The sequence below is a fragment of the Opitutaceae bacterium genome (assembly GCA_041395105.1).
Taxonomy (GTDB): Bacteria; Verrucomicrobiota; Verrucomicrobiia; order Opitutales; family Opitutaceae; genus B12-G4.
In genome coordinates this window covers 56,746-76,463 of the sequence record JAWLBB010000012.1, presented here as the reverse complement: position 1 = coordinate 76,463, position 19,718 = coordinate 56,746, and the positions used below count along the sequence as shown (strand labels likewise).

Below are 19,718 nucleotides of genomic sequence, written 5' to 3'. Positions count from 1 at the left end.
CGCGAACCTTTACCATCTATGAGCCAAGAACAAATCGAGAAATTCACACAGCTGGGAATTGAATGGGGTCTGCGCCTGCTGGCCGCCATTGTCATCTTCGTCATTGGTCGCTGGATTGCGAAGTTCCTGACCCGGACGGTCAGGCGACTGATGGAGAAGAAGGAGGTCGACCCGGCCCTGACTTCGTTTGTGTCCAGCCTGATGTACGCGCTCCTGCTCGTCTTTGTCGTGTTGGCGGCGATCGGCAAGCTGGGCATCCAGACCACCTCGCTGGTGGCGATCATCGGTGCCGCCGGCCTGGCCGTCGGTCTCGCCCTCCAGGGGTCGCTCTCGAATTTCGCGGCAGGCGTGCTCATCATCATTTTTCGGCCGTTCAAGATCGGTGATTTCATCGATGCGGGCGGTGCCGCCGGGATTGTCGAGGAGATCGGCATTCTCGTGACCGAGATGAAGACTCCGGACAACAAGAAGATCATTGTTCCGAACGCGGGCATCATGTCCGGCAATATCACCAATGTCACGGCCAACGACACCCGTCGTTGCGACATGACCTTCGGAGTCAGTTATTCCGACGACCTCGACAAGGTCCAGTCCATCCTCATGGAGATGGTCAAGGCGGACCCGCGGGTGCTTCCGGAACCGGCGCCCATGGTGGTGGTTTCAGAGCTGGGCGACAGCTCGATCAACTTTGCGGTGCGTCCCTGGGTGAACAAGGCCGACTACTGGGGACTGTTCTTCGACATGCAGAAGGCGGTCAAGCAGCGCTTCGACAAGGAAGGGATCAGCATCCCCTTTCCGCAGCGCGACGTGCATCTTTTCCAGGAAAAAGCGGGCGGCTGACGTCTCCCGGGTTTCGGTTGCTCTCGAGCGGGAGGCTTTCGGGCCTCCCGCTTTTTTTTGCGGGGTTCACCCGCCGTCCGGATTGACCCGACCTTCGAGTTCGTCCTCCAGGGTCTGCCGGTTGGAAGCGAGAACCGGTTCGTCGATTTTCTCGAGGATGTCACGGGCGGCCAGGGTGCGCCCCTGCCGGATCATGATATTGGCCTGATGGAGTTGAATGGTCTGGCGCTCGATTCCCGGTCGGGCCCGCCGCTCCAATTGGGACCATTCGGTCATGGCCTTGTCCCAATCCGGGTCTTCCAGATCATAGAAACTCTCGGCATAACGGTAACCATAGGCCCAGTTGTCCGGGTCGAGGGCGGCCGCCTGCCTGAACGCTTCCTGCATCTCGGTCTCGATCGTCCTGCGGTCGTAGAGCCGGTCCCGGATGAAGTAGGGCATGAACTCGGTCAGCAGAGTCCCCAGCTGGTAATGGTAGAGGGGTTCCCTGGGTTCGAGTTCGATCGCGGCGAGATAGTAGGGCAGGGCTTCCTTGTAGAGGGCATCTTCCACCAGGAAATTGCCGAGCTGGTTCTTGACCACGGCGATGTTGGGGTCGAGCTGGTTGGCCCGCATGAAGATGGCCCGGGACGCCTTGATCTCATCGATCCTGGCCAGCAGCAATCCGTAGGCCACGAAAGCGGGCACGAATTCGGGGTTGTCGCGGACGAGGCCGTCGTAGCCGGTCAGCACCTCCTGGAATTTGGGCTTGGCGGTTTCGATATCCTCCTCATTGGTGGCTTCTTCGAGGGATGCCCAGATGGCGCGTTCCTTCCGGACGAGTTCCTTCAGGTTCCGTTCGGCCAGGCTCTCGCCGGAAATGGGATCGGGCTCCCCGGATTGGGCGCATAGGGGTTTGGCCGCGATCAAGCCGGCGAGGGCGAGGAATGTCAGGATCAGGTTGCGGGAGAGTTTCATCACTTCGAGGCTGCCTTCTGGGAGTGAGTCCGCTCTTCGGAGGATTTGTGCCACAAAAAACGCCGTTTGAGGTTCAGGCCTGTCCGGGTTTGGATTCCGCGGGGTTTTCGACGATGCGGATGGGGAAAGGGGCGGTGACGTCGCCGGTGTAAAGCGTGCGGTGGGGGAAGGGAATTTCGATTCCCTCCTGATCGAACCGCTCGGCGACGCCACCGGACTCGGGGGAATTCTCTTCGAGTCGGGCGAAACAGTCCCCGTTTCCGCGTTCCTGGTACGAGGTGGCCACGCGCAGTTCTTCATTGCGGTAGTCCATCCAGACGGTGAGGGGGCCGAATTGCCAGTGAAGGACCTGTTCGGGCGGAAGAAGCTGTGATGCCCAAAGTCCGGATGGGAATTGACTCATCGGGGCCAGAGTAGGGCGGGGGGTTTTCCAGATCAACGGGATTTCATCGGGAAGGGGTCGCTTGCATTCTGCCGGCGAATTCCGATAGTAGAGACAGGGAGACTCCCATGAAGGCGGAAACACAATTATCGTTCCCGGGCATGTTCGCCGTTTATACGGTCTTCGGCTACCTGTCGCTGATTTTGCATCACGCGGTTTTCTATCCGAGTCGGGGCGATCAGGCTTCGGATCTGGGAATGCTCGTCATGCTGGCCAACCTGGTCGCGGGGGGCTGGTGTTTTTGGAGGGCGATTCGAGCTTCCCGCGCCTGGTGGCGTTCCCTGTAGGTCTCACAGGCGGTCTTCATCTTCGATCGGGAATGCCGTTGGATGATTCCAGATGGGGATGACCGAAAGCCGCGGTGAGAGTGCCAATCGACTGGATTCGATCCTTGCCCGGGGGGTGAATCTTCCGGTTCAGGGACCGCTCCTGCCGAGGCTGCAACAGTTCCTGGGAAATCCCGATTCCAACACCGATGAGATCCTCGGCATGATCAAGTTGGATCCCGGGCTGACCGGCCGGATTCTCCAGCGGGCCAACAGCGTTGTCCACGCCAGAGGCAACCGGATCGGCAGTATGGACGAGGCCGTCGCCCGGATCGGATACCGGGAGGTCAGCCGCCTGCTCATGGAGTCGGTCGCCCGGCGTCTTCTGGCCCGGCCGCTGCATTGTTACGGCCTGGCGCCGGGTGCACTCTGGCGCGCCTCCCTGGCGGGCGCCTTTGCGATGGAGGAATTGGCCAGTCATACACACCGAAGCGAAGATACCGCCTACACCTCGGGTTTGCTGCACGCCGTCGGAATGGTACTCGTCAGCCAGGAAATCGAGTCGGAAGGCCCTGAGCGTCTTGTGTTGGGGAATCCCTTTGAGCCCGGCCTGGATGAGCGGGAACGCCGGCGATTTGGATGCGACCATGCTGAGGTCGGTGCGGCCTTGCTGGAGCTATGGGGATTTCCTGACGCGATGACCGAGGCCGTCCGCTACCAGCTCTCACCCACCCGCTCCCCCAACGTGCCCAGACTGGCCTGTCTGCTCGGCCTCGCGCTCTGGATCCGCAACCGTCAGTGCGCCGGGACGGGCACCGCAGCCCGGGAGGGACCGGATCCCTATCTGGTCAAGCTCGCCGACCTCGATGAAGACGGGCTGTCGAGGATTGTCGGGTCAGTGGGCCGGCGCCTGAGCGAGGCGGAGATGTTGACCATCGGATAGCCCGTCCGGCCGGGGTCAAAGGCTCTCCGTGTTCTCGGAGTCCGGCAGGAAATTGACCGCGAGGAAGCGGACGGCGGAACGGGCATCGGCGACCACACTGTCGAGTTCCGTGTCGAGCGGTTGATTGATGGCGACACTCCAGCTTCGGATGTAGTCGGCCGGTGCCGTCTCTTCGGCGACCACTTCGGCCGAAATCGGTCTTTCCAGGTCGGCCACGGCGGGCGGGTTGGAAACGGGTTCCCGGAAAATCAGGAAGAGAGCGGCGGCGAGGGCGACCGAGGCAAAGGAAAGGGGGGCCAGCCAGGGGGAAATCCGTCGGCGTTCACCTGGTCGACTGGTCCGGGTAGCCTCCGGTTGCTGGATGGCCCGCATGATGGCGGCGGTGAGGCCTGCCGGGTACTGGGCCGAATCGGAGACAGGAATCCGGAGGCGATTCACGAGATCGCGCTGTCGTTCGAAGAACCGGCGGCAGGACGGGCAGACTTCGAGATGGGCGGCCAGATCATCCGGGAGGTCCTGGCCGGACTCGATGGCGGATGAAATCTTCGATCGTCTTGTGAAACAGATCATGGCGATGAATGGTAGAATCCTGCGGCCTCGAGTTTGCGGGCGAGTTCGGCGCGGGCGCGGTGGAGCAGGACTTTGGTGTTGAGCAGGGTGATCCCGAGGCTTTCGGCGACCTGGGGGATGGTGAAGTCCTCCCGGTAGCGGAGCCAGAGGACTTCGAAATGGCGTGGGCGCAGGGTGCGGGCGAAGGCCCAGATCCGCCTGCAGTCATCCTCGCTCTCGGCCCGATTCTGCGGGCCGGCTTCATCCGAGACGGTATCTTCAGCGAGGATCTCGGTCGGCTTCCTCCGGCGGTGGAAGGTGGCGGCGGTCCGGCGGGCGATGGTGAAGAGCCACGGCCCAAAGGGGCGGGTCGTATCGAATCTGTGGATATTGCGGTAGGCCTTCACGAAAACCTCCTGGGTCAGGTCCTCGGCGTCGTGGGCGTTGCCGATGCGGTTGAGAAGAAAGCCGAAAATCCTGGGTCCGAATTGTTCGAGCAAGGTGGCATAGGCACGGGTGTCGCCGTCCTGGCAGCGTTCCGCCAGTTCTTCGCTGCTTTCGACCTGTTGGGCGGTTCCGGCCACTTCAAGGGTTCTTTATCTCGATCGTGGTCTCGCCACTCTGGATCTTGACGTTGTCTCCACTGATCTCGACGGAGGGTTCGTGGATATGATGAGGCGCCGCGGGTGGACGGATGGAATTCTGAACCAGAGCGAGGACCCGGTCAACCGGATAGCTGATGCCGACGGAAACGTCATTCCCGTCGCTCATGACCTCGGTACTGGAGACGATTTCGGAGAGGTCCTGGTTGTCGAGTTGACCGAGGGAGACGAGGGCGAGAAGGCCTTCGACGATCTTCTGGAGCTGGGTGCGGGTGGTTTCGTCGCGGGCTCCGAGGGTCAGGTTGAGGGCGATCCGGTCCTTGATCTCACCGAGGGCGAGGCGGGCGGATTCCGCGAGCTGGAGCACGCGGGCCTGGGGCGGGATCATGTTGGATTCATTGAAACCTTCCGCGGTCGCGAGAAGGAAGAAGGACTGGTCATCCCCCTTCAGTCCCGGGAAGCCGCCCTTGCGTTCATCGAGTCCGGGGGAGCGGTTCTCGACCACGTCGACGGCCGCGGTCAGTTGTTCGAGGGACTTGCTCACGACCACGACATTACTGGGAAGGACGGCGCCGAAAAGCCCGCCGGCGACGGAGTAGATCGGGTAGGGCTCGGTCTGGATGGTTTTGACCTCGGCTCCCTCCGCTCCGGCGGCTTCCTGCTGAATCAGGGCGGCTTCAAGGATCGAGCGGAGATTGGCCTCGGTCCGGATGAGAAGGACGCCGATCGACTGTTGGTCGATCTGGTAGCTGTTGCCGTAGGCGGTGATGGCGTGAATGCCCTGGTAGATGTCCTCGGTCTTGATCCGGAACCCCATCGGGGTTTCCCCGGCCTTAGGTTTGATCACGGATTCGAAGAGAGCGGCACCGATGGCGGTGTCGCGGAAGGCGTCGAGGTTGAGATGAATCAGCCACTTCGCCTGTTTCGAAATGGTCTCGGTAGGGACGCTTTCGGCCGGAAGGCTGGTGGCCAGGACCGAGGTGATGGCGAGAATGGAGGTGAGTGTTTTCATGGGAGACAGGGGTGAACGTGTATCCGGGTATTCGCTTCCCGGGGCCGGGAGGTTACAGGATTGTGCCGAAGACTTCACGCGATCGAGGATACGGTCCATGGTCAGGCCTCCGGGCCGGGAGGAACCTCCCGGGCCGAATAGAGGAGAGAAGCGGCCCCCGCCGTGATCAGGCCCACCAGCAGAAGAACGAGGAGGGAAAGGCCGACCTGTCCCTGGTTGGCCCTCAGCAGGTCCCCGGCCGGCTGGAAGGCGCTGACGATGACCCGGACGTGATGGCCAAGGGAGAGGGCGTTGATATTGGTGGGGATACCGCCGATGCCGACTTCGACAATTGCCCCGTAAAGCAGGCCGAGGATGAGATAGCGGCGGGTCAGCAGGCCGAGGAATGCACTCAATCCGGAAAACGCGAAAACGCCGGCCGCCTGGGCGAGGAGCAGGGGGACGACCAGGTGACTCAGTCCGGGGACTTCCAGCCAGAAGCCCACCCCGAGCAGAAGCAAGCCGGAGAAAAGGAAATGGATTTCCAGCCAGAGCAGGTGGGCGGCATGAAGCAGCAGAAAGAACACTCCGCGCCTGATTGGACGGACCGAGAGGAAGCACAGGGTGCCTTCCGCGGCTTCGTCACGGATGGGAGCCGCCATGTTGACCAGGCAGACCAGGGGCATCGCCAGCATCAGTTGGAGCTTGAGGATGACCTGAAGGTAGGACCCGATCCGATCCGGTCCACCGGTGAGCAGGATGATGGCCGGAAGGCCGAGGTGGAGGCCGAGGATCTTTGGCCAATGGCGGCGGCTGCCCCGCGATTTCCAGACGAGCGTCCAGATACCGGCGAAGGCGGGCGCGATCGGGGCCGTCCCGACGGTTTGGGCTGCGGGTGGGGCTGGGGTCTCGGCGGCGGGCTTCATCGGGTCATGCGCTCGAAGATCTGGTGGAGGGAGCGGGTCTCGCTGCGGACCTCCCGGATGGCGGTTCCGCTTTCGAGGAGGGCATCGTTGAGCTGGTCGTAAAACTCGGCCGGCCGTTCGAGAACGAGGGAGACCGAATCGCCGCCCGACCCGATTTCGAATCCCCGGATGAGCCCGCGTTGCAGAAGGGAGCGGGCGAGGGCGCCGGGCTGGTCGCAGCGCACGGTGACGCGCTCGGACCAGGTCTGCAGCTCATTGCGGATGCTTTGCCGGCTGCCGGCTGCGAGGACGCGCCCCCAATTCATCAATACAAGTCGTCCGCAGAGGGATTCGAGCTCGGGCAGGATGTGGCTGGAGACGAGGATGTGAACCCCGCGGGCCGCTTCCTCCCGGAGCAGGTCGCCGATCTCCCGCCGGCCCATCGGGTCGAGGCCGTTCATCGGTTCGTCGAGGACAAGGAGGTCGGGCCGGTGGAGCAGGGCCTGGGCCAGTTTGACCCTCTGTTTCATCCCCTTGGAGAAACCCGCGATGAGTTTTCCGCGATGGAGCGGTTCAAGGCCGACCTGGTCGAGGGTTGCTTCCGCCCGTCTCCGGGCGCTCGCTCGGTCGAGGCCGGAGAGGCCGCCGAGCGCGACGAGCCAGTCGATCGGGGTGAGACCTCCATGCAGGGCGTCGCCTTCAGGGCAGTAACCGATTCGGCCGAGGATCTCCGGCCGGTCCCACGGGGGGCGCCCGAAGACGTGCAGCCGGCCGGAACTGGGACGGATCTGCCCGGTGACGAGGCGGATGAGGGTGGTCTTGCCGGCCCCGTTCGGTCCGACCAGTCCGGTCAGGCCGGGTTCGATCGCGAAGGAGATATTGTTCAGCCCCATGACGATGCCGTAGAAGCGGCTGAGGTTCTCGGCCTGGATGACGGCATTCATCGGGTCCGGATCCTCCGGAAGAGAATGAGGATGGCGAGCGTCGCGGCCAGGAGCAGGCCGATGCCCGGCGCGAGCAGGGGAACCTCGCCCCACGACTGGATGGCCGATGAATCGACGCCGCCGAACACAATATTGAAGAAGGGCAGGGAATCGCGGGCCCGGGCGAAGTCGCGGTAGGGCAGGAAGACAGCGAGCGACCATTGCTCGACATCGTGGCTGAAGCTCAGGTAGGCCAGCCAGGGTCGGGTCAGTCGGGCGAGGGGTACGAGGGCCACGGGCAGAAGCCAGAAGCCAAGCCAGGTCGCGACGGTGACCCGGCCGTTCGATGAGAGGGCGGAGATGGCCAGGACAACGAGCGCGGTAGCGGTCATTGCGGGGATGATGGCGATGAGGGCATGGCCGAGGCCGCTGCGGGAGTGCCAGAAGAAGGCCCAATCCGGGGCGACGACGTTGCCAAGTATCCAGACAGCAATGACGGGTCCCAGCCAGCAGAGGGAAAGCACGCCGAGAAGCCCGAGCAGTTTTCCCAGGAGGTAGTCGAGCCGGCTGATGGCCCGGGAGGAGTAGACAATGATGGCATTGCTGGCCAGGTCCCGGGTGATCAGGCGTGGAAGGGTGATGGTGATGATGAGGAAGGAAATGGTTTTCAGCAGACCGGAGAGATGGAGGAGAAGAAAACCGGCGACCGCGCGAACGGTGATATCGGGATAGAGGGCGAGCCAGGCGGAGACGCCGTCCACCACCTGCCGGCCGCGACCGGGGAGGAGATTGATCAGGGGTTGGAGGAGGCCATCGGGGACGAGGATCTGGCCGATCGCGAAATAAGCGGCGACGGTGGCGAGACTGAGCACCCAGGAGATGCCGAGGAGGAAGCGGATGAACCGGCCGTGAAGGCAGGATCGCAGGGTATGGCCGGCGACGGTGGCACGACGGGCCCAGACCGGCCGGACGGTGCCGTTCCAGTGTCGGTAGCCGACGTCGAGAAGCGAGGGGCTCATGATCCGGCCGTCTTCAGAGCCTCGATGAAATGTTCCTGAAGCGCGTTGGGACTGGGAATCATTTCGATGGGGGTGACTCCGATTTCCCGAAGGACCTCAAGGATGGGGTTGAGGGAGTCGGAATGGTGTTCAACCCGCAGATTCCCATTGATCAGGGTCTGGCAGGGCCAGTCCCGCGCCCGGAAGGCGGCCAGAGTCTCTTCCTGCCGGCCGGCCAGGGAAATTTCGGCGGCCCCCTCCCTCTGTTCACGCAGTTTCTGGAGGGCGTCGTGGACGAGGACGCGCCCCTTGCCGATGATGATGATCTGCTCACAGACCTGCTCGACCTCATGGAGCAGGTGGGAGGAGAAGACGATGCTCATGCCGTGGCGGGTGCCCAGTTCATGAATCAGTTCGAGCATTTTCTCCTGTCCCTTGGGGTCGAGACCGTTGGTCGGCTCGTCGAGGAAGAGGAGCTGGGGGTCATGAACGATGGCCTGAGCGAGTTTGACGCGTTGGCGCATTCCGGTCGAATAGGAATCGATCTGTCGGTAGCGTTCCTGACCCATGCCGACGAAATCGAGCATCTCGTGGGCCCGTTGGCGGGCATCGGCAAACGGCAGCCCACTCAGCTGGGCGCAATAAGTGACATACTCGCAACCGGCCATGCCGGGTATGTGGCAGTCGATCTCGGGCGCGTAGCCGGCGCGGGTCCGGGCCTCGCGGCCGTCCGATCCCACCTCGAAGCCGAGCAGCCGGGCCGATCCCTCGGTGATGTTTTCGAGCTGGAGGAGGCATTTGATCAGGGTGGTCTTGCCGGCCCCGTTGGGACCGAGCAGGCCGATCCGGCCCGGTTGAACGGCCAGGTCCACCCGATCGAGGGCGACGACATTGCCGAAGCGTTTCGTCAGTCCTTTGGTTTCGATGATCGGGGAGTCCATGGGGGGAGCTCGATTGTCCAGGTCTAGCGTTGGCAGTAGCGCCGGGCAAGTACGGTCGACCGGAGAGAGTCCGGGTTCATTACACGAGTGGAAACGGAAAAGTTGCGGCTTTTTCGGGGCTTCCGTGAGAATCACCCGGGATCGAAGAGCTTTTGCCGGACGGTGTAGCGGGCGGAGTGGAGCCCGAGCCGGTCATAGGTCCGGTGGGCCTGATGGTTCTCATCCTCGACATAAAGCCGGAGGCCGCGGACCTCGGGATCCTGCCGGCCCCGCTTTTCAAGGTGATCGAGAAGGGCACGAAAGACGCCCCGGCCCCGCCATTCCTTCTCCACGTAGACGCTCTGGATCCACCAGATAAGGCCGTCCCGCCAGTCACTCCACTCGAAGGTGATCAGGGTGCATCCGATCACCTCGCTGGGATCGTCGGGTCGGGTTGCCACGGTATAGAAACCGTACTCCGGCCTTTCGATCAATCGGCGGACTCCGCGCTCAAGGGTGGCTTCCGCCAGTTCGTGGCCCTCGGTTTCGAGGGCGAGGGCCCGATTGAAGTCCACAAGACGGGGAATATCAGTCGGCTGAGCCGGTCGGATGGTCACCATGACCCCAATCTGCGGACCCGGGAGCCGGCTGCCAACCCTGAATCGGGCACCGGGGCCGGAGCCTGGAGCCGGTCGAAGGGAGCAGGCATCCGCGGACGACGCGCTTGCCACCGGGCTGCCGGGTTCGTCAGAGTGGGGCATGATCACACACGTAGTCGTCTTCTGGACGGACAAACCCATGGAGGAGAATCGCAGGAAAGTCGCCGACGGGGCGCGGGATCTTCTCGGGCCGATACCCGGGGTCCTGGAGTTTCGCAGCGGCGTGGCAGTGCCGAGCCCGCGGGGCGTGGTCGACGACAGTTTCGCGGTGGCCATCTCGATGACCTTTGAGAACCAGGCGGCGGCGGACCTTTATCAGTCACATCCCCTTCATGTCCGTTTCATCGAGGAATGTGTGAAACCGCACGTCAAACGCTTCGTGGTATACGATTTCGGCGCCTGAGTCGGCCGGATCGATCCGGGCAGGAAAGAGGCTGGCAACCGGGCCGCTTTTCCCCAAGCTGGCGGCCGAATCCGCTTTCGCGACCGGTCTTTCAGCCCGGCCAACCAACTCAAAACCATACAAGCAACCGTCACTGCACCATGAGTACACCAGAACCCGCCAAAGCCGGCGAGGCCGCCGCCTCCGCCAAACCATCGCCCTCCCCGCAGACCGTCAGGAAGGCGTCGGGCAAACCCATTGTCCTGGGATTCGATTTCGGGACCAACAAGTCGAGCATCATCACGGGTGCGGCCGATTCCGACGACATCCAGCTGGGCAAGATTGTGCCCACGGTGGTCGGGTACGTGAAAGAAGGCATCATCAACGGGATCATCCCGGGGAACGCCGTGGTTCTCTTCGGCGAGGAAGCGCTCAAGAACAAGCTGCACGTCCGGCTGGTCAATCCGCTTGGTGACGGCGTCATCCAGGAGCGGGAGGCTGCAAAGACCTTTGTTGCCCATGTCCGGCAGCTCGTCGATCCGTCGGGCGACGCCGAGATCCGGGCGGTCATCGGTCTTCCCGCCAACGCGGGGCATCAGGCCCGGGAGGATCTCCGCTATGCCGTGGCGGGTTCCTTTGACCGGATTCTCGTCATTCCGGAGCCATTCCTCGCAGCCCTGGGAGTCCGTGATGACGCCCGGGTCGGTCAGCCGAACTACGTGGACCCGGTCAACAACTCTCTTTTTGTGGATATCGGAGCGGGCTCGACTGATCTCTGCCTTGTCCAGGGGGTCTTTCCGACCGCCGAGGATCAGATCAGTTTCCCCCTGGCCGGCGATTCGATCGACGAGAAGATCCTCGCCGCCATCAACCAACAGTATCCGGAAAGCGGCCTTTCTCTGCTCAAGGTGCGTTCCATCAAGGAGGAGCACGCCTACGTGGGCGCCAGCCGCAAGCCGATCGACGTCAAGGTCCTCATCGGCGGCAAGGCCCGGACAATCGAGTTGGGCGATGTCATCGGGAATGCCTGCAATGATCTCTTCCACCGGGTTCTTCAGGCGACCAAGGCACTGATCGCACGGGCTTCGGGAGACTCGATCGAGCAGATGCTCCAGAACATCATCATCACCGGGGGAGGCAGCCAGATCAAGGGAATCGACACTGAACTGCAGAGGCACCTGGTGGAAGAGGGCTACGAAAATCCGAAGGTGCGGCCGGCCGGCAAGGATTACCAGCGTTACGTGGCCATCGGGGCCCTCAAGGCCGCCCGTTCGGCCCGCGAGGCCCAGTGGCAGTATGTCCTGAGCTGAGTCGCGATACCAGTTCCGGCAGTCCGGTCATTGAGGCGAGCTCGAAGAACCGATCATGGTTCTCCGGGCTTTCCGCCCTTTCGTGCACCCAGGTCGTCTGGTAGGGGATGTGAACGCCGATCCCGCCCAGGTCGAGGACCGGCAGGATGTCCGACTTGATCGAATTGCCGACCATGACGAAGCGTTCCGGCCTGACCCGGGCGCGTTCGAGGATGCGCGCATAGGTTTCCCGGTCCTTCTCGGCAACGACTTCGGTGTGGGTGAAGTAGCCGGCGAGGCCCGATTTGGCGATCTTGCGCTGCTGATCGCGCAGATCACCCTTGGTGATGAGGATGAGATGGTGGTCCTGCGCCAGTCGGCGCACGGTCGTCGCGGCGTCCGGGAGGAGCTCGACCGGATGGCGCATCATCGCCTTGGCCAGGTCGAGAATGGAGCGTATCTCCTCCGCGCTGATCTTCCCATCGGTCAGGCGGATGGCGGTCTCTATCGAGGAGAGGGCGAACCCCTTGATTCCGTAGCCGAAAAGCTCGAGATTGCGCATCTCGGTCCGGTGGAGAGTCGTCTCAACGGTGCGGGCATCATGGTAGCGGGAAAGCAGCTCACAGTAACGGTCGTGAGTCTCCTCGAAGATCACCTCGTTGTGCCAGAGGGTGTCGTCGGCATCAAATCCGATGGAGTCAATCGTCATCCGGTCGGGACCCTCTATATTTGAATTCTGGATACATGGCGGCAAGGGCCGCGCGGGATGCGGCGACCAGTCCCCGCTCGGTGATCAGGCCGGTGATCAATCGGGCCGGAGTCAGGTCAAAGGCGTAATTGGCCGCCGGACTGCCTTCCGGAGCGATCCGGATCTCCGTCTCCCGTCCGGCGGGGTCCAGGCCGCGGAGGTGGGTGACTTCCCGCGGGCTGCGCTCTTCGATCGGGATGCGCCGTCCGTCTCCGAGCGTCCAGTCGACGGTTGGGGAGGGCAGGGCGACGTAAAAGGGAACTCCGTTGTCGTGGGCGGCCAGCGCCTTGAGGTAGGTGCCGATCTTGTTGCAGACATCGCCCGAAGCGGTGGTCCGGTCCGTGCCCACGAGGCAGAGATCCACCTTCCCGGTCTGCATCAGGTGTCCCCCGGCGTTGTCGACAATCAGAGTGTGGGGAATTCCATGGCTTTCGAGCTCCCAGGCGGTCAGGGCCGCTCCCTGATTGCGGGGTCGGGTTTCACCCACCCAGACATGGATGGGGATTCCGGCGGCGTGGGCCTTGTAGACCGGTGCCAGAGCGGTCCCCCAGTCAACCGTGGCCAGCCAGCCGGCGTTGCAGTGGGTGAGGATCTGGAGGGGGCGGCCGTCCGCCTGATCGGCCAGGGCGCGCAGCACGGTCAGCCCGTGGAGTCCGATGGACTCGTTCATCCGGACGTCTTCATCGCAGAGGCGGGTGGCTTCCCCGAGGGCGGCGGCGGCCCGTTTCTGAATGGGAAGATCGGCCACGGCGGCCTTCATTCGGTCAAGGGCCCAGCGCAGATTCACCGCGGTCGGACGGGTGTTGAGCAGCAGACTTCGGGCGGCTTCCATCGCCTGGTCATCAGCGGCTTCCTGCAGGGCGAGGGCGAATCCATAGGCCGCCGTTGCTCCGATCAGAGGCGCTCCGCGGACCTGCATTTCGGAGATGGCCCGGGCGGCGTCGACGGCGGAGTCGAGCGGGCGCAGGAGGAAGGCGTGGGGCAGCGCGGCCTGGTCGATGATCCAGATCCGTCCGGTTTCCTCTTCCCGCCAGATGGTTCGATAGGGTTTTCCGTCAACGTTCACCGTGAGATAGTAAGGGTCCGCAGGGAAGACTGACAAGTCGTGGACGCAATCACTTTTTCGCCGCTGGCGATGGTTGGTGCCCCGGCGGCGCCCGAGGCCGGATGGGGGCAAACCCTGAAAGACGGGATCAGAGTCGGAAATTACTGGAACCCTGAAAGGATTGCGTTATCGATTCACCATGCCTGTTTTTCTGCACACCCGCATCCGTGTTGGCGATATCGACCGGACCGTCGCCTTTTACGAGCCGCTCGGCTTCAAGGTGACCCATCGCAACGACAAGTCACCGGCCGGCAATCAACTGGTCTTTCTCGAACTGCCGGGCAATCCCCACGCCCTCGAATTGTGTTACTCACCGGATCACAAACCGAAAGTGCCCGAAGATCTCATGCACACGGCGATCGGTTACAGCGACCTCATCGCGACCTGCGATCGACTGGAGAAGCTGGGATATGAGATCTGGCCGGCGGACTGGCGCACCACCTTCCCGACCGGGCGCAAGATGGCGTTTGTGACGGATCCGGACGGCTACGAGGTTGAGCTGCTCGAAAGGGCTTGAGGGCCTCCATAGGACACTTTTCCCCGATGGACCGACGATTCCTTCCATGGTTGCTGATGCTGTTCGTGCTGGCGGCCGGCTGCTCGCGAAAAACCGATGTCGAGGCATCTGCGCAGGCCCCGGCGGCGGCCGACGCGGTGGTGACTACCGAGGCGCCGGAGTCTGATCCGGGTCCGGCCGGAGCCGAGCCCGGGATGGATGATTTCGGCCCGGTTGTGAACGTCGAGAGTGTCGATTCAGTGGCTTCGGATGGGTCGCGGGTTTCCCAGATCACTCCTCTCAATGTGGACGAAGGCCGCGAGGTCCTTGTTCAATCTCCGCAACCGCTCGTTTTCTTTGCCCCTTTCTATCCTTTCTCCAAGCGGATGGAGGGAATCGAGGGGCAGGTGGTCCTGCAATTTGTCATCGACCGGTCCGGCCGGGTGGTCAATCCGACGGTCAGCGCGTCGACGGTGCCCGAATTCAACGAGTACGCTGTCGCGGCGGCCCGTGACTGGCGGTTCCTGCCCGCTCTGGTGGAAGGGAAGCCGATCGATCTTGAGGTGGCTTATCCGGTCACCTTCGCTTCGGAAAAAGGCTCGGTTCCGGCCCCTCCGAATTCGGTTTTTGCCCGGCTGAACCTGATCTTCGACACCTACTACGTGGATGGCCCGGATGGTTACGAGAAGGCCGAGTTCGAGGTGACGCCGATCTACCGGCAGGTTCCGCTCCGACCGGAGGACGAGGATGGCAATCCCATCGCCGGCCGGGTCCTGCTGACCTTTACGGTCACGACAGAGGGCCAGGTGCGGGATGCACGGGTGGTTGAGTCGACTGACACCCGGCTGGAGATGCCGGCGCTGACCGCGATCAAGTACTGGCAGTTCATCCCGCGGATTCGGGAGGGGATGGCCGTTGAGGGGCGGGTGCAGCAGCCGATCACCTTCAATCCCGTGACCCAATAGGGTGCCCACAGGATCCGTCAACTGCGGCATACGGCGGGCTGGGGGCAGGGGTGACCGGGAGGCAATTTCGGATCGGCACTCAAGTGGGTTGAGCTCCGTCCGATTAACTGGGGCATCTGCCCGTTAATTCGGTGCCGGAAACCAAACCAAAGCAGACCGCCGAGCCCTGAGGAGAGCCCGGCGGTCTTTTGTTTCGGGGCCTTCCGGACAGTCTCTTGTTGCCACGGCGGCTTCAGCTTCTAGACACGGAGGGATGGAAGAATGTCCCTGTGGATCCGGAAAGTCGTATGAGACCTGCTGTCGGCCCCTGATTGACGAAGGCCAGCCGGCGGCGTCAGCCGAAGCACTCATGCGGGCCCGCTATTCGGCCTATGTGAAGGCCCGGATTCCCTTCTTGGGTCAATCCTTGACCGAGAGCCAGAGGGCGGATTTTTCCGAGGAGGAGACCGGGCGTTGGGCGGACAACTCCGACTGGCTGGGTCTGGAGATCGTGCGGACCGAAGCGGGCGGGGCGGACGATGAGGTCGGGGAGGTGGAATTTGTAGCCCGATTCCGCGAGAAATCCGGAGGCGGGGAGCATGCCCATCATGAACGGGCCCTGTTTGCCAAGGTCGACGGGCGATGGTTCTATGACGGGTTTGTGCCGGTCAAGGGGCACACCGTTCGCCGGGAGGCACCCAAGATCGGCCGGAACGACCTCTGCCCCTGCGGAAGCGGCCGCAAATACAAGAAGTGCTGTGGCGTCTGAAGGACTAGCGGATTCGCTCTGGGCGGGTGTAGACGTTCATCCGGTCGTCCCGGAGAAATCCGACGAGCGTCTGACCGGATGCTTCGGCAAAGGCGATGGCGAGAGAGGTCGGTGCCGAGATGGCGGCGACCAGGGGAATGCCTGCGGAGAGCGCCTTCTGCATGACCTCGAAGGAGACCCGGCCACTCAGAAGAAGGATGGCGTCCCCGAGGGGCAATTCGCGACGCAGGAAGAGTGAGCCGATCAGTTTGTCAACGGCATTGTGTCGGCCGACATCCTCGAAGAGAGCGCGGAGAGCGCCATTGGAATCAAAGAGCCCGGCGGCATGGAGCCCACCGGTCTGTTCAAAGGTTGCCTGATTCCGTCGGAGGTGGGCGGGCAGGCTGTTGAGGACCGAGCGTGACACGGCCAGGTGACTGTGGATGGGCGGGAAAGTCTGCCGAACGGACTCAATGGTGGCCTTCCCGCAGAGGCCGCAGCTGGATGAGGCAAAGGTGTGTCGCTGGACACGATCCCAGTCGAAGCGGACCTCGGGGTCCAGGTGGACATGAATGGCGTCGGGTGAGGGTTCGCCCGAGTCGGGAGCGCAGCGAGTGATATCGCGAATGGCGTCGGGCGAGCTGACCAGTCCTTCGGAGCAGAGAAATCCGGCGGCCAGTTCCCGGTCCGATCCGGGGGTGCGCATGAGGACGGCAAGGCTTTTCCCTTCGATGCGGATCTCGAGAGGTTCCTCCGTGGCCACCTGGTCCATCCGCGTTTCGGGCGGGTTGGACGAAGTCAGTCGGGATACCGTGATTCCGGTCGACGGTTTGAGAACGGTGTCGGAGGGAGTCTTCATGATCGATCGGGGAGTCGGCAGTCTCTGCATTTTCCGGTTCAGGGCAATCTTCCGGAAAGAATCGTCTCGCCGACCGGTCCGGGGTCCGTTCGACTGTGGCATGGGGGCCCGGAACCGGGGGAAACGGCTTCCGTAGAATTACTGTGGAATTCGTTAACCAGCATACCTAAACTTTGTCAGCATCCAGTCGTTTTTAGGTAATCGCGCCTAAAACCCTCCTGAACTATCCGAATGATCCTGCTGAAATTGATATCGAGAACCACCGGGCGGGCACTCGTGCGGGTCCCATCGAATGTCCGTGAGGACGGGTGCGATTCTGATTCCCCGGTCTGGACTTTCGAGGTCAGTCGGACAGGTTTTCTGCCGATTCAGGTGATGAATCGCAACCAGCTCTGGTAACCGGATGGCACGCAAAATAAGCTTCATCAACTATAAGGGTGGCGTCGGAAAGACATCGCTCATTGTCAATACGGCCGCGTGTCTGGCGAAAGCGGGCAAACGTGTTCTTCTCTTCGACCTGGATACCCAGTCCAATGCCAGCATCTGGCTATTCCGCCTGGAGCGCTGGAACCAGCTCAACACGACGAACAAAGGCGCGATCTATTCGATCTTCGATTCGCCGGCGCAGATCAAGGATTGCCTGGTCAAGGACGTCATCCAGGGCAAATCGGGCGAAGCGCTTCTCCCGGGATTGGACCTGGTGCCGACCACCTTCAACCTGGTGGACCTGGAGAGCGATTACCGGGGCGATCCCCAGCGGCCGCACTTCACGATTTTCCAGGAGCAACTCGCCGACATCGAGTCGAATTACGATTTCATCCTTTTCGACTGTCCGCCCAATATCCTGCGGGCCAGCCAGTGCGGGATTTTCAATTCGAACGAAGTCATCGTTCCGGCGAACCCCGATGCGCTCAGCCTGATCGGGTTCACTCTTCTGGTCGAGAAGCTGCAGAAATTCCATCAATTGTCCGCGGGTTTCCGCCGGGCCGGAATGGGGCCGCTGGCCCAGGTCAGCGGGATTGTATTCAACGCCATCAAACCCGGGCTGGACATCGACGTGCCGAAGATGCGGATGCAGCTTCGGATGAATCAGTTCAAAAACCAGCGACGGGTGGCGCCGCACGCCAAGATGTTCAATTCCTCGGTGCGGGATGCGACGGTGGTGCGCCGTGCCGTCACCCTGGGGTTGCCGGTCATCCTGCTGGGGCAGGACGGCAGTGAAACGGACACCGTGCAGAGCGACTACACGAAGCTGGCCAACGAGCTCATCCAGCATACCGGCCCGATGATGTAGGGCCCGGGGGGTGGTGGTGCGGGGGGTCCGCTTGTACCCCCCTGCTTTCAGTCCTTTCCTGCGATGCGGTCCTCCGCACAAATTCCTGAATAAATACCGCATTGTGCGCTCCAGAAATACCCCAAGGGGACGATAGAAAATGACCATGCATAATGTGGAGAACACGAGTCGGGAAGCGGTGACCGAGTCAGAATGGAATCGGATCCGTTTGGGTTTTCAGAATTCAATCATGGCTGAGACCAGCCTGGGCAGCCTCTCCGAGGATATGGGTCTCGGAACGTGGCCGATCGAGGGCGATATGGAAACCCCGTCCAAGTACACCCATCTTTCTTTCGATGCGCTCTGTGCGCATCCGGCCTTCGCCGTACGTCCGGAATTGCTGGGGCAGTTGGTGGAAGTCCTCCGGCAGACCCTGGCCTTCGATGATCCCTTCGGCGACATGGTCATCCAGACCGAAGAGGCCGAGGCTCTCGACAATGAGATCCTCAAGACAATGGAAAAACTCGGCATCCCGCCGAACTTTCCGCTCTCGCTGGCTCATCTCAGTCCTGAAACGGCGGATCTCTGCAAGCGCGAGGAACTGACGACTCTCGAGCAACTGGCCAGCTTTGCCCAGAAGATGGCCCAGCAGATCGTCATCGGTGGTGACTTCCGCGATTTCATCAATTCCCTCGCCAACGTGGATGAGACCGGGATAGCCCGTTTCATTCCGTTTCGCCCCGGCTCCAAAGGGCTCCACCTCATCGAGGCGACCGCGTTGCTCATCCGGCACCTGCCGGAGCCGTTCTGCTACTCGCTTTGCCAGCGTTACGGCGCGGTCCTGAACGCCGAGCAAAAGGTGGAAGCCGGTCGCGCGGTGCGGCAGCAGATCGCCGAATACGACGCCAAGGTCCGCGACGCCGTCATGGAACGACTGATGTGGTTCAACGGCGAAGAGTCCGAAATCCGGGATCAGCTGGCCAAGGGAATTTCCCTCGACCGGACGCTCATGGTGCTCAACGATCCCGTGCTGGAGGCGGGCACCCGCGGCATCCTGACCCAGCTTTACGGCAAGAGCGGCTCCGCGGTTTCCGAGGTCGGAGAAAAGGGCGGTTGGCTGCGTCGCATCTTCCGGCGGGGTCCATCGGTCAGGAGTTGATCCGTTTGTCTCTCATCTCATCGAAGGACCTGCCGATTAAGGAAAGAGGATGATCTCTTCCCAAGCACCACAGGCGTTTGCCGGCACCCGAGAGCAGATCACCAAATCGCTCTGGAGCCGGAGGACCAGTGATTTCGAGTCCACCCGAATGCGCCGCAACGGCCCGGGTGAGGCGGTTCTGGCATTGCGGTCCAAGCGGACGGTCGGATTGAGCCGGGCGCCGGCCCAGGTCGAAGTGCATGGCCCGGCCGCCTCGGCCCATCCCGCGACTCTTGCCCAGAGGGAACACAATCTGCGCGAAATGGAATCGCGTCTAGTCGATCGCGAGCGACTTCTGGCGGATGCCGAGTCGAAAATGGCCGAGCGTGAACGCGAACTCTGGGAGGCGGAAGCCCTCTTTGAGGCGCGCAAGCAGGTCAGTCAGTCAGGCGGTGGGCAGGGTGTTTCCGGGGGCGGAACTTCCGATGAAGCGCTCACGGCGCTCAAAGTCACTTTGGAGGAACAGGAAAAATCGCTGATGGCGGCCAAGGCGGCCCTGAAGGACCGGGAGGAATTCCTCGAGGCGAGTGAAAACAAGCTTTTCGAGAAACTCCAGGCTCAGCAGGAGCGCGAGATCGAGCTGGAGCAGTGGGCCGAGGAACTCGGCAGCAAGGAAGCGTCCCTCAAAGCAGAGAGCGACGAAGCCTGAGACCGCGTTTCGTGACCGGCCCTGTGGTTCGA

At 62.4% G+C, this 19,718-nt stretch carries 24 protein-coding genes; 11 read left to right on the top strand and 13 right to left on the bottom strand.

Annotated features, from left to right (window positions below; all coding sequences use genetic code 11):
- Nucleotides 1-18: 18 nt before the first annotated feature.
- On the top strand, nt 19-840 hold the full coding sequence (locus tag R3F07_20540; GenBank protein MEZ5278782.1) for a mechanosensitive ion channel: 822 nt from the start codon (nt 19-21) through the stop codon (nt 838-840).
- A gap of 66 nt (nt 841-906) precedes the next feature.
- Here R3F07_20540 and R3F07_20535 read toward each other — a convergent pair whose 3' ends face one another.
- Nucleotides 907-1,797: a hypothetical protein gene (locus R3F07_20535; protein ID MEZ5278781.1), complete on the bottom strand. Its 891-nt coding sequence runs from the start codon at nt 1,795-1,797 to the stop codon at nt 907-909.
- Between the two features lie 73 nt (nt 1,798-1,870).
- Nucleotides 1,871-2,200, bottom strand: a complete 330-nt coding sequence (locus tag R3F07_20530) for a hypothetical protein (GenBank protein MEZ5278780.1) — start codon at nt 2,198-2,200, stop codon at nt 1,871-1,873.
- Between the two features lie 107 nt (nt 2,201-2,307).
- Between R3F07_20530 and R3F07_20525 the strand changes: the two genes are divergently transcribed.
- The gene (locus R3F07_20525) at nt 2,308-2,526 is read left to right on the top strand and encodes a hypothetical protein (protein ID MEZ5278779.1); all 219 of its coding nucleotides are present in this window, start codon (nt 2,308-2,310) and stop codon (nt 2,524-2,526) included.
- A gap of 58 nt (nt 2,527-2,584) precedes the next feature.
- Nucleotides 2,585-3,448 carry an HDOD domain-containing protein gene (locus tag R3F07_20520; GenBank protein MEZ5278778.1) on the top strand — a complete coding sequence of 288 codons (864 nt, stop codon included), beginning with the start codon at nt 2,585-2,587 and terminating at the stop codon, nt 3,446-3,448.
- 15 nt (nt 3,449-3,463) lie between these two features.
- Here the strand turns inward: R3F07_20520 and R3F07_20515 are convergent, their stop codons facing one another.
- From R3F07_20515 to R3F07_20480, 8 genes are all read right to left on the bottom strand, one after another.
- Entirely contained in the window at nt 3,464-4,018 is a 555-nt protein-coding gene (locus R3F07_20515) for a hypothetical protein (GenBank protein ID MEZ5278777.1), read from the bottom strand.
- Complete coding sequence (locus R3F07_20510; protein MEZ5278776.1) at nt 4,015-4,581, bottom strand: RNA polymerase sigma factor; 567 nt, start codon at nt 4,579-4,581, stop codon at nt 4,015-4,017. The genes R3F07_20515 and R3F07_20510 overlap by 4 nt, the downstream gene beginning before the upstream one ends.
- Before the next feature lies 1 nt (nt 4,582).
- Nucleotides 4,583-5,611 (bottom strand): hypothetical protein, encoded by a 1,029-nt coding sequence (locus R3F07_20505; protein MEZ5278775.1) that lies wholly within the window; start codon nt 5,609-5,611, stop codon nt 4,583-4,585.
- A 101-nt stretch (nt 5,612-5,712) separates the two neighbouring features.
- The gene (locus R3F07_20500; protein MEZ5278774.1) at nt 5,713-6,516 is read right to left on the bottom strand and encodes a hypothetical protein; all 804 of its coding nucleotides are present in this window, start codon (nt 6,514-6,516) and stop codon (nt 5,713-5,715) included.
- Nucleotides 6,513-7,439 carry an ABC transporter ATP-binding protein gene (locus tag R3F07_20495; GenBank protein ID MEZ5278773.1) on the bottom strand — a complete coding sequence of 309 codons (927 nt, stop codon included), beginning with the start codon at nt 7,437-7,439 and terminating at the stop codon, nt 6,513-6,515. The genes R3F07_20500 and R3F07_20495 overlap by 4 nt, the downstream gene beginning before the upstream one ends.
- Nucleotides 7,436-8,437, bottom strand: coding sequence for a hypothetical protein (locus tag R3F07_20490; protein ID MEZ5278772.1), 1,002 nt, complete (start codon nt 8,435-8,437; stop codon nt 7,436-7,438). Before R3F07_20490 ends, R3F07_20495 begins: the two co-directional genes overlap by 4 nt.
- Complete coding sequence (locus R3F07_20485; protein MEZ5278771.1) at nt 8,434-9,357, bottom strand: ABC transporter ATP-binding protein; 924 nt, start codon at nt 9,355-9,357, stop codon at nt 8,434-8,436. Before R3F07_20485 ends, R3F07_20490 begins: the two co-directional genes overlap by 4 nt.
- A gap of 131 nt (nt 9,358-9,488) precedes the next feature.
- Nucleotides 9,489-9,956: an N-acetyltransferase gene (locus R3F07_20480; protein MEZ5278770.1), complete on the bottom strand. Its 468-nt coding sequence runs from the start codon at nt 9,954-9,956 to the stop codon at nt 9,489-9,491.
- A gap of 139 nt (nt 9,957-10,095) precedes the next feature.
- On the opposite strand from R3F07_20480, the gene R3F07_20475 reads away from it, so the two are divergent.
- Nucleotides 10,096-10,398, top strand: a complete 303-nt coding sequence (locus R3F07_20475) for a Dabb family protein (GenBank protein ID MEZ5278769.1) — start codon at nt 10,096-10,098, stop codon at nt 10,396-10,398.
- Nucleotides 10,399-10,538: 140 nt separating this feature from the next.
- Entirely contained in the window at nt 10,539-11,687 is a 1,149-nt protein-coding gene (locus R3F07_20470) for a rod shape-determining protein (GenBank protein ID MEZ5278768.1), read from the top strand.
- Here R3F07_20470 and R3F07_20465 read toward each other — a convergent pair.
- A complete protein-coding gene (locus R3F07_20465; GenBank protein MEZ5278767.1) occupies nt 11,635-12,375 on the bottom strand; it encodes an HAD family hydrolase in 741 nt (246 codons plus the stop codon). The two genes, R3F07_20470 and R3F07_20465, sit on opposite strands and share 53 nt — an antisense overlap.
- The gene (gene mtnA / locus R3F07_20460; GenBank protein MEZ5278766.1) at nt 12,365-13,480 is read right to left on the bottom strand and encodes an S-methyl-5-thioribose-1-phosphate isomerase; all 1,116 of its coding nucleotides are present in this window, start codon (nt 13,478-13,480) and stop codon (nt 12,365-12,367) included. Before mtnA ends, R3F07_20465 begins: the two co-directional genes overlap by 11 nt.
- A 178-nt stretch (nt 13,481-13,658) precedes the next feature.
- On the opposite strand from mtnA, the gene R3F07_20455 reads away from it, so the two are divergent.
- The 3 genes from R3F07_20455 (at nt 13,659) to R3F07_20445 (ending at nt 15,728) form a co-directional block, all read left to right on the top strand.
- A complete protein-coding gene (locus R3F07_20455) occupies nt 13,659-14,036 on the top strand; it encodes a VOC family protein (protein MEZ5278765.1) in 378 nt (125 codons plus the stop codon).
- Between the two features lie 26 nt (nt 14,037-14,062).
- Nucleotides 14,063-14,980 carry a TonB family protein gene (locus tag R3F07_20450; protein ID MEZ5278764.1) on the top strand — a complete coding sequence of 306 codons (918 nt, stop codon included), beginning with the start codon at nt 14,063-14,065 and terminating at the stop codon, nt 14,978-14,980.
- A gap of 253 nt (nt 14,981-15,233) precedes the next feature.
- Nucleotides 15,234-15,728, top strand: a complete 495-nt coding sequence (locus R3F07_20445; protein ID MEZ5278763.1) for a YchJ family protein — start codon at nt 15,234-15,236, stop codon at nt 15,726-15,728.
- A 4-nt stretch (nt 15,729-15,732) separates the two neighbouring features.
- Here the strand turns inward: R3F07_20445 and fdhD are convergent, their stop codons facing one another.
- A complete protein-coding gene (gene fdhD, locus R3F07_20440) occupies nt 15,733-16,566 on the bottom strand; it encodes a formate dehydrogenase accessory sulfurtransferase FdhD (GenBank protein ID MEZ5278762.1) in 834 nt (277 codons plus the stop codon).
- A 403-nt stretch (nt 16,567-16,969) separates the two neighbouring features.
- Between fdhD and R3F07_20435 the strand changes: the two genes are divergently transcribed.
- The 3 genes from R3F07_20435 to R3F07_20425 all read left to right on the top strand — a co-directional run bounded on the left by R3F07_20435 (nt 16,970) and on the right by R3F07_20425 (nt 19,686).
- Nucleotides 16,970-17,860, top strand: coding sequence for an AAA family ATPase (locus R3F07_20435; GenBank protein ID MEZ5278761.1), 891 nt, complete (start codon nt 16,970-16,972; stop codon nt 17,858-17,860).
- A 229-nt stretch (nt 17,861-18,089) separates the two neighbouring features.
- Complete coding sequence (locus R3F07_20430; protein ID MEZ5278760.1) at nt 18,090-18,998, top strand: hypothetical protein; 909 nt, start codon at nt 18,090-18,092, stop codon at nt 18,996-18,998.
- A 49-nt stretch (nt 18,999-19,047) separates the two neighbouring features.
- A complete protein-coding gene (locus R3F07_20425; GenBank protein ID MEZ5278759.1) occupies nt 19,048-19,686 on the top strand; it encodes a hypothetical protein in 639 nt (212 codons plus the stop codon).
- Nucleotides 19,687-19,718 lie beyond the last annotated feature (32 nt).